This is a genomic window from Polaromonas sp. CT11-55 (assembly GCF_047303325.1).
Classification (GTDB): Bacteria; Pseudomonadota; Gammaproteobacteria; order Burkholderiales; family Burkholderiaceae_C; genus Polaromonas.
This window is the reverse complement of record NZ_JBKBEX010000049.1, coordinates 1-11,612: the sequence shown is the minus strand read 5'-3', so window position 1 is coordinate 11,612 and position 11,612 is coordinate 1. Positions and strand designations below refer to the sequence as shown.

The window sequence follows — 11,612 nt, the reverse complement described above, 5'->3', positions numbered from 1 at the left end:
GTCGCCTTTCTTTTGGGTACTTTTCTTTGGCGAAGCAAAGAAAAGTGCCTCGCCCGCCGGGGCGAGACCCGGCCAACAGCCTCAGCAGATAACAAGCCGCCGGAGCAAGCCCCCGCCCCCCGCGGAAGGGGGAAGCCGGAACGCCGCTTTGTAACAACCACCCCGCGCCGCGAGCAAAAACAAGACCTACTCCCTAGGGCTTACGTGAATTTGTCACGAAAATCCATCCTGCGTACTTGTGACTACTTGTAAGACGACCAGATGAAAAATTACAATAAGTCACAAGCGCAACCCTAATTCGAACTGCTTTTGCGGGTTTTCTCACAGAAATTCGGGTTTTCTATTTGTTTTTTGGCGAATCGTGACTTAGTCGAGCCAAAAAAGAGCTATCAGTAACATAAAGTTACGTCCAAAGGTCTGTAAGCGCATACAGGCCGTGCCGCCGATCACTGGCGCTGTTATCCGCCGACTTGTAACGAAAAGGATGTGAACCATGAAAACAGTTCTGAAATTTTGCATTTTTGCCGCCGGCCTGGCCCTGGGCCAGGTGGTCCTGGCGCAAGCCTCGCCAGTGACCTCCCAGTTGCTGGCGCAGCGCGTCGAGATGGTGGCCGGCAAGCCGGTGCTCAAGCCTGCCGGCGACGGCAAGCCGGGCGACGTCCTGCAGTACAGCGCCACCTATCGCAACAACGGCACGGCCGCCGCGGGCAAGCTGCTGGCCACCGTGCCAGTGCCGCCCGGCACCACCTTCATCGCGGCCAGCGAGCAGCCCGGCGCAGCCCAGGCGTCCACCGACGGCAGCACCTTCGCTCCCATGCCGCTGACCCGCATGGTCAAGCAGGCCGACGGCAGCATGCGCAAAGAGCCCGTGCCCCTGGCCGACTACCGCGCCCTGCGCTGGGAACTCGGCAGCCTGCCCGCGGGCGCGACCTCGGTGGTGAGCCTGCGCGTGAGCATCGATGCCCCGGCTGTCGCTTCGGCGGCCAAGCCCTGATCGCGGCTGGATTCGTCCACAGCGCCCTTCCCAGTTTTTGTTGTTAGTTGTCTGTCGATTCACCGTTGTCTTGTAGCCAGGAGAAATACGCCATGTATGCCAACCCCCCGAGTCCGCGGCCCCTAGGGCTGCCGCACTTCTTCACCCACTGGATTGTGGGCTTGTTCGTCGCCTTCGCGCTGGTGATGGCCGGTACGGCTGCGCATGCCGCGCCGCCGCCCGCCGGCACGTCGATCAGCAACCAGGCCTCGGCCACGTACTCGGATGCATCGGGCATCACGCGCACGGTGACCTCCAACGTGGTGCAGACCACGGTGCAGCAGATCGCCAGCCTGACGCTGGCCTCCAACGGCGCGCAGAACGCGACGCCGGGCAGCGTGGTGTACTACCCGCATACCCTGACCAACACGGGTAACGGCACGGACACCTTCAACCTGACCACCAGCAACACCGGCGCCTTCTCGATGGCGAGCGTGCAGATATTCGCCGACAACGGCAGCGGTTCGCCCACCGGCCCCGCGATCACCTCGACCGGCGCACTCGCTGCCGGCGGCCTGTTCAAGTACATCGTGGTTGCCACCCTCCCGGGTACCGCCACGGCGACGCAGACCAACACCATCACGGTGACGGGCACCAGCGTGTTCGACAACACCAAGACCCAGTCCAACACCGACGTGACCACGGCCACGACGAATGCGGTGGTGACGCTGACCAAGTCGGCCAGCGTGTCCAGCGGCGCGGCCGGTACGGCCATCACCTATACCCTGACCTATACGAACACCGGTAACAGCACGGCCACCGCCGTGGCGATCACCGACGTCCTGCCGGCAGGCCTGACCTACACCGCGGGCTCCGCTCGCTGGAGCGTGACCGGCGCCACCGCGCTGAGCGACAGCGGCGGCTCCAGCGGCTCCGCGCCCAACACCCTGACTTCGGGCTACACCCTGGGCACCAAGACCCTGTTGGTCACGCTCAACCAGGTGACGGCCGGCCAGTCGGGCACCATCAGCTTCGGCGTGACCGTGGCACCGGGCACGGCGCCCGGCGTGCTCAACAACACTGCCACGACGTCCTATAACAACGGCGCCACCACGGTGACGGGCGGCTCCAACACCGTGCCCTTCACGGTGCTGCAGACCGCCAGCGTGACGCTGACCGGCACCACGGTGCCCGGTCCGGCCGCGCCAGGCTCGACGGTGAGCTTCACCAACACGGTGACCAACACCGGCAACGGCTCCGACACTTTCAACATCACGCTGAGCACGGGCAACTTCCCGGCCGGCACGACCTTCCAGCTGTTCAAGAGCGACGGCGTCACGCCGCTGGTCGACACCAACAGCGACGGCACGGTCGACACCGGCCCCCTGGCTGCAGGTGCCACCTACAACGTGATCCTGAAGGCCACGCTGCCGCCGAACGCGACCAACACCGGCTCGCCTTTCATCATCACCAAGACGGCCACTTCCGTGTTCGACCCGACCAAATCGGCCAGCACCCCCGACCAGCTGACCGCCGTGGCCAACGCAGCGGTTGACGCCACCAACAATCTGCCGACCGCGGTGGGTGTTCCCGGCGTGGGCGTGTTCGCCAACGGTGAAGGCTCGGCACAGGTCACCAACACGCTGAACCCCGGCGCCTCGACGGTCTTTACCATCGTGGCCAACAACACCGGCCCTTCGCCGGACAGCTACAACCTGGGCGCCAGCACGGTGAACACCTTCGCCAGCGTGACGCTGCCGGCCGGCTGGACGGTCAGCTTCCGCGCCGACGGCGGCGCGGGCAACTGCTCGACCACCGGCGCGACCATCACCAACACCGGCTCCGTGGCCTCCGGCGGCAACGTCGTGGTCTGCGCGGTGGTCGGTGTGCCGGCCGGTTTCGCGGCAGGCACCACGCAGCTGTACTTCCGCACGCTGTCGCCCACCTCGAACGCTTCGGACACGCTGCATGACGCGGTGGTCGTGAACGCCGTGCGCTCCATCACCCTGACGCCCAACGGTGCCGGCCAGACCTACCCCGGCGGCTCCTACGTCTACAGCCATACCCTGACCAACACCGGCAACGTGCTGGAAGGCAACGGCACCGTCAGCACGGTGACCCTCTCCGGCGCCGACAACCAGGCCGGCTGGACTTCCGCGCTGTATTACGATGCCAACGCCAACGGTGTGCTCGACGCGACCGACCCGCAGATCAGCGGTGCCCTGAGTGCTGCCGGCGTCCTGCCCGCGGGCCTGGCCCCCGGCGCATCGATCACCGTGTTCAACAAGGTGATCGCGCCCAGCGGCGCGACCCCCGGCGCGGTGGATGCCACGACCATCACGGTCACGACCAGCAACGGCAGCTATGTGACGACGATCCCCGCAGTGGCCACCGCCATTGACAGCACCACCGTCATCGCCGGCAACCTGACCCTGGCCAAGGCGCAATCCCTGGACACGGCCTGCGCCGGCCCCAATGGCGGCACGGTTTACGCGGCGGCCACCCTGAGCGCCCGTCCCAACCAGTGCGTGCTGTACCAGATCACGGTGACCAATGTGGGATCCGCGAATGCGACCTCCGTCGTCGTGTCCGACGCGACGCCGAGCTACACCACCCTGAGCAGCGCCGCTGCCAGCACGGTGGGCACCGTCACCGGCCCGTCCGCGGGCGCGGCCGGCACCGTCACCGCAACGATCGGCACCCTGACCCCCGGTCAGTCGGCTGTCGTGACTTTCGGTGTGCGTATCAACCCCTAACCCGGGACTGACCTCCAGCGCGGGAAGCGAAAGCTTCCCCGCTTTTCCAAGGGCACGGCCGCGTGCCCTTTGGAAAGCGACGCCCTGCCGCAACCCACCACCCATCCAGCCCACATGCTTTTTCGCCCGCTGCGCAAACTGCTGATCTCCTGCATGTTGCTGCTCTTCTGGGCAGCCGCACAGGCAGCGCCGACCCCGGTGGGGACGGTGATCAGCAACACCGCGAGCGCGACCTTCACGGACACTGCGACGGGCCTGCCGGTGCGCATCAATTCCAATACCGTGAACACCACGGTGGCGGCGCTGGAAGCGCTTACGTTGAACGCCAGCCAGAACCTCTTGATCGGCGTCGGCTCCTCCTTCACCATCAACCATAACCTGGCCAACACCGGCAACACCGCCACCAACTACCTGGTCACCGCCAGCGTGGCCGGCGGCAGCGCCTTCACGCCGCTGAACCTGCAAGTGGTGCTGGACGTCAACGGCAACGGCCTGGTCGATGCCGGTGAGCCCGTGGTGCCCGCCGGCGGCGTGGTGCCGGTGGCCGTCGGCGCCACCGCGGGCCTGCTGATCACCGGCCAGATTCCGCCCGGCGCGGTACCCGGCCAGACCGCACAGATCAGCCTGCGCGCGATCAGCCAGCTGCAAAACGCCACGGCCACCAACACGGACACCCTCAACCTGACCAACGGCGCGGCCGTGCAGGTCAGCTACGCGGCTTCGACCGCCACCGCTACCCAAAGCGTGGCGCTCAGCTTCACGGCCAGGGCCATCAACAACGGCAACATGGCGGCCAGCCCCGCCAACGTGACGGTCAACGGCGCGCCCGCCGCGCTGTTCATCCTGCGCGCACCGGTGCCGGTGAACACGGTCTTCACCTCGGCCCAGCCGGCCACCAATCCCGGCGCGCAGACGCTGTACCACTTGCAGGGCGCCGCCACCGGCAGCTATGTCACCACTGTGCCGGGCGGCGGCGTGGTGGACGCGGTGGCCTGGGCCATTGCCACCTTGCCGCAGGGCGGTCTGTTCCTGGGGCAGTTCAGCGTCATGGTGAACTCCAATGCCTCCGGCAACGTGAGCGGCGCCGCCTATGCCGACTGGACCGATGCCGCCGCGCCGCTGACCACCGCCAGCAACACCGTGGTGCTACCGCTGCCTGCGCACACGGCGAGCATCCAGTTCTATACCAACAACACTTACACGGCGCACGCCACCCAGAGCATTCCCGGCAACGCACTGTTTGTGCAGGCTGACGCGTCCATCTGCAATGCCGACTCCAACACGATAGGCACGGTGCCCATCACCATCGTGAGCCACCTTACCGGTGATTCGGAAACCTACACGGCCGTGGAAACCGGGCCCAACACCGGCGTGTTCCGCATCCTGCCCAGCGTTCCCACCGCGAACGCGACCTCGCACATCGTGGCCTCGGGCGACGGCATCCTTGAGGTGCTGCGCAACGACACCGTGACCGCCAGCATCACGACCTGCGGCGGCATAACGGTGTCGGTCACCACCACGCTGCTGGTCGATCCTTCGGGCACCGTTTACAACTCGGCCACCAACCAGCCCATCGCCGGCGCCACGGTGCAGCTGATTGACGTCCTCGGCGCGGGCAACGGTGGCAACCCCGGCGGCCCGGCTGTGGTGTTCCTGATGGACGGCGTCACGCCGGCGCCCAGCGTCGTGGTGACGGCGGCCGACGGTTTTTATGAATTCCCGCTGGTGCCCAACAGTCACTATCGACTGGTGGTTACCCCGCCGGCTGGCTTTTCTTTTCCTTCGCGGGTGCCTGCGGCGTTGCAGCCGGCCGGCCGGGTGATCGACACGCCGGGTTCTTATGGCGGCAATTTTCTGGTGGCGCTGGCGCCGGTGCATTTCGACGTGCCCCTTGACCCCGGCGCCACCACGGGCGGCCTGTTCATCCAGAAAACCGCCAACAAAAAAACGGCGGAGATCGGCGATTTCGTCGACTATTCCGTCAAGCTCAACAACGTCTCGGCAGCGCCGCTGCCGGCCGTCGTGGTCAGCGACAGCCTGCCGGCCGGCTTTGCCTATGTGCGCGGCACCGCGCGGCTTAACGGCGCGGCGCTGGCCGATCCCGCCGGCGGCGCCGGCCCCAGCCTGCAATTCACCGTGGGCACGATCGCCGCCGGCGCGCAGCCTGTGTTGACCTACCGCGTGCGCGTGGGCGCGGGCAGCCAGAGCGGCAACGGCATCAACACCGCCCAGGCTGCCAGCGGCGCGGTGCGCTCCAACAGCTCCAGCGTGCGCGTGCAGGTGGTGGGCGGCGTGTTCTCCAACAAGGCTTATGTGTTCGGCAAGGTGTTCGCCGACTGCAGCAGGGACGGCGTGCAGGACGCCGGCGAGCCGGGCATTCCGGGCGTGCGCATCTACCTCGAAGACGGCACCTATGCCGTGACCGACGAAGAGGGCAAGTACAGCTTCTACGGCCTGGAGCCGCGCACCCACGTGGCCAAGGTCGACAACACCACGTTGCCCGCGGGCGCCACGCTGGCCGTGCTGAGCAACCGCAACGCCTTCGATGCCGGCAGCCGCTTTGCAGACCTTACCAATGGCGAGTTGCACAAGGCTGATTTCGCGATTGCCGAATGCACGCCCGGTATTCACGAGCAGATCGCGGCGCGCCGCAAGGCGCTGGGCAACGCATCGGAAATCACCCAGGCCGCCGGCGCGCTTCTGCAGGCTAACCGCGGCGCCGCCGCGCCCGACAGCCGCACGCTGCCGGCCAGCGGCTCCATGGGCCTGCCGGGCGCGCAGCAGAACAACGCCGGCAGCAATGCCGTGGCGGCGGCTCCCCTCCCGGGTACCTTGGGCGCCGTCGGCGACACGGGCGGTCCCGCCGCGCCCAATGCCCGCCTGCCCAAACCCATCTACACGCCGGCCAGCGTGGAGCCGGCCCAGCCCGCCGCACCGGCCGGCGCCGAGGCGCCCGCGATCGAACAGGTGCTGCAACCGCTGGAAGACCTGTTGCCGGAGCTGGACGCTGCGACCGGTTTTGTCGGCCTGGTGGACGAGCAGTTGCTGCCGGTCGCGCAGACCCGGGTCCGTGTGAAGGGTCCGCTGGGCGCGCGTTTCGAACTCACCGTCAACGGCCAGCCCGTGCCCGCGACGCAGGTCGGCAAAAAGAGCAGCCTGGAGAAAAACAAGATCCTGGCCTGGGAATACATCGGCGTGGACCTTAAACCCGGCCGCAACACCCTGACTGTGCGCGCCCTCGACGGCTTCGGCAATGCCCGCGGCACGGCGCAGATCACAGTGCGCGTGCCCGGCGCGCTGGCCAAGATCGAGGTTGCCTCACCGGCGCAACTGATCGCCGACGGCGCGACCGCCGTGCCTGTGACCATTTCGCTGCGCGACGCGCAAGGCCTGCCCGTGGCCGTGCGCACCCAGGTCAGCCTGCAGGCCAGCCAGGGCCAGTGGCAGACGCCCGACCTCGACGCGCGCCAGCCCGGTACCCAGGTGTTTGTTGAAGGCGGCGAAGGCCGCTTCCTGCTGCTGCCGCCGGCCCAGCCCGGCAAGGCCGAGCTCACCATCACCAGCGGCACCGTCAAATCCGTGTCGCCCATCGAGTTCATGCCCAACCTGCGGCCCATGATTGCCGCCGGTATCGTCGAAGGCACGATCAATCTGCGCCGCCTCAACCCTTCCGCGCTGCAGCCGGCGCAAAGCGGCGACGTATTCGAGCGCCAGATCCAGAGCGCCTCGCGCAGCTTTTCCGGCGGCAAGGGCGAGGCCGCCGCGCGTACCGCGCTGTTCCTTAAGGGCAAGGTCCTGGGTTCCTCGCTGCTGACGCTGGCCTACGACTCGGACAAGCCTTCGGACACAGCGCTGTTCCGCGACATCCAGCCCGGCCAGTTCTACCCGGTCTACGGCGACTCGTCGGCGCGCGGCTTTGACGCGCAATCCACCGGCAAGCTGTATGTGATGCTGCAAAACGGCAGCAACTACGCGTTGCTGGGTGACTATTCGACCCAGACCGACAACCAGGCGCGCCAGCTGACGCAGTATTCGCGCGCCCTGAATGGTGTGAAGGGGCGCTACCAGGACGGCGCGGTCACGGTGGAAGGCTTTGCCAGCCGCACTGCCACCACGCAGCTGGTGCAGGAGTTCCGCGCTAACGGCACCTCTGGCCCCTTCCTGCTGAACCTCAACGGCGTGGTCAACAGCCAGCAGGTCAACATTCTCACGCGCAGCCGCAGCCAGGCTTCGGTCATCATCAACGACACGCCGCTCACGCAGTTCACCGACTACGAGATCGAGCCCATGAGCGGCCGGCTGCTGCTCAAGGCGCCGGTGCCCAGCGTGGATCCCGACCTCAACCCCATCTTCGTGCGGGTGAGCTACTCGGTGGATTCCGGCGGCGCCAAGCACACGGTGGCCGGCGCCGATGCCCGCCTGCAGGTCACGCCGGCCGTGACGCTGGGCGCCTCGACGCTGCGCGACACCGACCCGGCCAACCGGCAGAACCTGGACGGCCTCAACGTGACGGCCAAGCTCGGCGAGAAGACCGTGGCCACCGGCGAAATCGCGCGCAGCAGCACCGACTTGCAGGGCAGCGGCTCGGGTCAGCGCGTGGAGATCCGCCACGAAGACCAGGCGCTGCAGGCGCGTGTCTGGGGCGCCAAGACCAGCGCCGGTTTTTACAACCCCAACAGCGTTCAGTCGGCCGGCCAGTCCGAGTACGGCGCCAAGATCGGCTACGCGGTGGACGACAAGAACCGCGTGGTCGGCGAAGCGCTGCGCACCGCCAACAGCGTGACCGGCGCGTCGCAGACCGGCGCCGAGCTCAAGCTCGAGCACAGCATGGACGGCAACATCAAGGTGGAAGTCGGCGTGCGCTACAGCGCCGCCAACACGGCCGCGGCCCTGTCCGGCCCGGCCCTGCCGGGCTCCACCCAGCCGATCGTTCCATCGCCCACGGCGCTGGCGGCGGGCTCTTCCGAAGAAGTCGGCACTACCACCGCGCGCGTTAAGGTGACGGTGCCCGTGCCCGACGTGCCCCAGGCCGATGTTTACGGCCTGGCCGAGTACGCCATTGACGGCAGCGGCGGCCGCGAAGTCGGCGTGGGCGGCAACTACGCCATCAATTCGACGACGCGCCTGTATGCGCGCCACGACTTCATCAACAGTCTCAAGAGCATTTACACGCTCAACGCCTCAACCTCGCAGTACACCACCGTCGCCGGCATCAACACCGAGCTGACCGACAGCACCCAGCTGTTCAACGAATACCGCATGGGCGACAGCATCAACGGCCGCACCAGCGAAGCCGCCCTGGGCCTGCGCCGGCTCTGGCGCCTGGACAACGGCGTCGGCCTGACGGCCAGCGTGCAGCGCATCAAGCCGATTTCGGGTGTGGTCGTCGACGACTCCAGCGCCGTGACGCTGGGCGCCGACTACACCGCCGCCGCCACCTGGAAGGCTTCGGGCCAGCTGCAGTGGCAGACCTCGACCAACTCGAGCAGCTGGCTGCTCACCGGCGCGCTGGCCAACAAGCTGGACGACAGCTGGACGCTGCTCAACCGCGGCCTCTACAGTGAGCAGTCCAACCTGGGCGCCGGCGGCGGCAAGCGCGAGCTCATCACCGCGCAGTCCGGCGTGGCCTACCGTCCCGTGGACAGCGACAAGTGGAATGCACTGGGCCGCATCGAGTACAAAAAAGATTCCGACAGCACCCTGGGCCCGGGACTGAGCCGGGACGAGTCCGGCCTGATCCTGTCCACTCACCTCAATGTGCAGCCCAACCGCAACTGGATCATGAGCGGGCGTTACGCCGCCAAGTGGGGCAGCGACCGCTCCAACGGCATCAGCAGCCGCTCCTTCACGCAGCTGATTGGCGGACGCTCCACCTGGGACCTCACCGAGCGCTGGGACTTCAGCCTGCAGGCCTACCGCCTGTGGGGCAACGGCGCCGCCGAAACCGCCGTGGGTGTGGAAGTCGGCTACCTCGCCTGGAAAAACATGTGGGTGTCCGTGGGCTACAACGTCAAGGGCTTCAAGGCCGCAGACATGGCGGGCGAGGCCTACACCCAGCGCGGCCTCTATCTGCGTGTACGCTTCAAGTTTGACGAGAACGTGTTCGGCGAGCCTTCCGGCGCGGCCGCGGCTTCTCCTTCCCGCACGGCGGCCCCTCAATAATGATGTTTTTCCAGCGCCCCGTTTTCCGTTCGACGCGCAAGCCGACCTTCTCACGCGGCCTGGCACGGGCCGCATGGGGCGCCGCCTTGCTGCTGCTGGCCGCGCCATGGGCAACGGCGCAGACCACCTTCAACTACACCGGCGCCCTGCAGACCTACACCGTGCCCGCTGGCGCGGGCGGGGTGATCATCCAGGCCAACGGCGCGGGCGGCGGCAGCGGCGGCAATGACTTGAACGGCGATGGCGGTGCCGGCGGCGCGGGCGCGCGGGCCACCGGTACTTACTACATCGCCCCCGGCACTGTCCTCAACATCGCGGTCGGGCAGGGCGGTCGCGCCGGCAATACTTCGCAGGGCGCATTCACCTGCACCAACGCGGCCGGCGCGGGCGGCCTGGCGGGTGGCGCTCCCGGCTGGGCCGGCGGCTCGGGCGGCAACCCTGGCTGTAGTGGCTGGTCCGGCGGCGGTGCCGGCGGCGGCGCTGCCAGCGTGGTGGCCACGGCCGCCAATGCCCGGCTGATCGTCGCCGGCGGCGGCGGTGGCGGCCAGGGTGGCGCGCTTCAGATAGCGGGCCGAGCGGGGCTCCCCGCGACCACGACGATCGGCACCTTGCCGGGCGCGGCGGGTGGCACCGGCGCGACACGCACCGGTGACGGTGCCGGCGGCGGCGGCGGCGGCGCCGGGTGTGCGGCGGGTGTGGGCGGCGCGGAACTGGTGGACAACGCCGCCACCAACAACACCGCCCAGGCCACGGGCGGCGGCTCCTGCCGTGACACGACGGTGATTTCGGCCTTCAGCGTGACCGCCTCGCTGGGCGGCGCGGGCGGCGCTACCGTCGCCGGCACGGCGCCGGCTAGCGGCAATCCCGGCGGCAATGGGTCCGTGACCATCACACCCATCTATCCCACGCTGACCGTCACCAAATCCCAGCCCAGCCCGGCGCTGCAGGTGGGCATCAACAGTGTCTACAGCCTCACGGTGGCGACCACCACCACCACGCCGGCCTTTGTGGCGCGCGTGGTGGACCAATTGCCCGTCAACATGACTTACGTCAGCAGCAGCGGCACCGGCTGGACCTGCTCCACCGCGGCCAACGCCGGCGGCACACTGGTGACCTGTGATTTTGTCGGCACCATCGCCGCCAGCGGCGGCACCTCGGTGCTGCAGATCACGGCCAAGCCTACCAGCAATATCACGGTCACCAACTACACCGCCGTGGACCCGGCCGGCGGTACCAGCCCGCCGACCCCGACCACCTGCACGGCCGCCAACACGCCGAGCGCCGGCTGTGCCGCGCCCGTGGTCAGCACGGTGGCCCTGGGCTTCGGCGGCAACGTGTACAGCGATCCCAACCACAACGGCAACCTGGACGCGGGCGAGGCCGGCATAGGCGGGGCCACCGCCCTGTGGGTCAAGCTGGTGCCGCGCTCGGGCAGCACCTGCAACGGCCCGGCCACGGTGGCGGCCTCGGTCAATCTCAGCACCGGCGCCTACAGCTTTACCAACATACAGCAGGGCAACTATTGCCTGGTCGTGGACGGCAACTCCACCCTGAGCGACATCACGGCGGCCTACCCGGCCGGCTTTATCGGCACGCAAAACCCGACCGGCATCATCCAGTTCAGCATCGTGGGCGCGCCACCGGCGCCGCAGAATTTCGGCCTGTACAGCGGCAGCACCTTGAGCGGCAATGTGTTCGCCGACAACGGCGCGGGCGGCGGC

At 67.8% G+C, this 11,612-nt stretch carries 4 protein-coding genes; all 4 read left to right on the top strand.

The annotated features are described in order from the left end of the window. Positions 1-493: 493 nt before the first annotated feature. The gene (locus tag ACEN8I_RS23800) at positions 494-994 is read left to right on the top strand and encodes a hypothetical protein (protein WP_413331123.1); all 501 of its coding nucleotides are present in this window, start codon (positions 494-496) and stop codon (positions 992-994) included. 92 nt (positions 995-1,086) lie between these two features. Further along, positions 1,087-3,729 (top strand): beta strand repeat-containing protein, encoded by a 2,643-nt coding sequence (locus tag ACEN8I_RS23795; protein WP_413331121.1) that lies wholly within the window; start codon positions 1,087-1,089, stop codon positions 3,727-3,729. Between the two features lie 114 nt (positions 3,730-3,843). Then, a complete protein-coding gene (locus ACEN8I_RS23790; RefSeq protein WP_413331119.1) occupies positions 3,844-9,891 on the top strand; it encodes an SdrD B-like domain-containing protein in 6,048 nt (2,015 codons plus the stop codon). Beyond that, positions 9,891-11,612 (top strand): SdrD B-like domain-containing protein (locus ACEN8I_RS23785; protein ID WP_413331117.1); only part of this gene is annotated, 1,722 nt, incomplete at its 3' end. The genes ACEN8I_RS23790 and ACEN8I_RS23785, both read left to right, overlap by 1 nt.

Bases quoted from the DNA above. Each gene is read 5' to 3' on its own strand.
- ACEN8I_RS23795 (WP_413331121.1), top strand. From the start codon at position 1,087: ATGTATGCCAACCCCCCGAGTCCGCGGCCCCTAGGGCTGCCGCACTTC.
- ACEN8I_RS23790 (WP_413331119.1), top strand. From the start codon at position 3,844: ATGCTTTTTCGCCCGCTGCGCAAACTGCTGATCTCCTGCATGTTGCTG.
- ACEN8I_RS23800 (WP_413331123.1), top strand. From the start codon at position 494: ATGAAAACAGTTCTGAAATTTTGCATTTTTGCCGCCGGCCTGGCCCTG.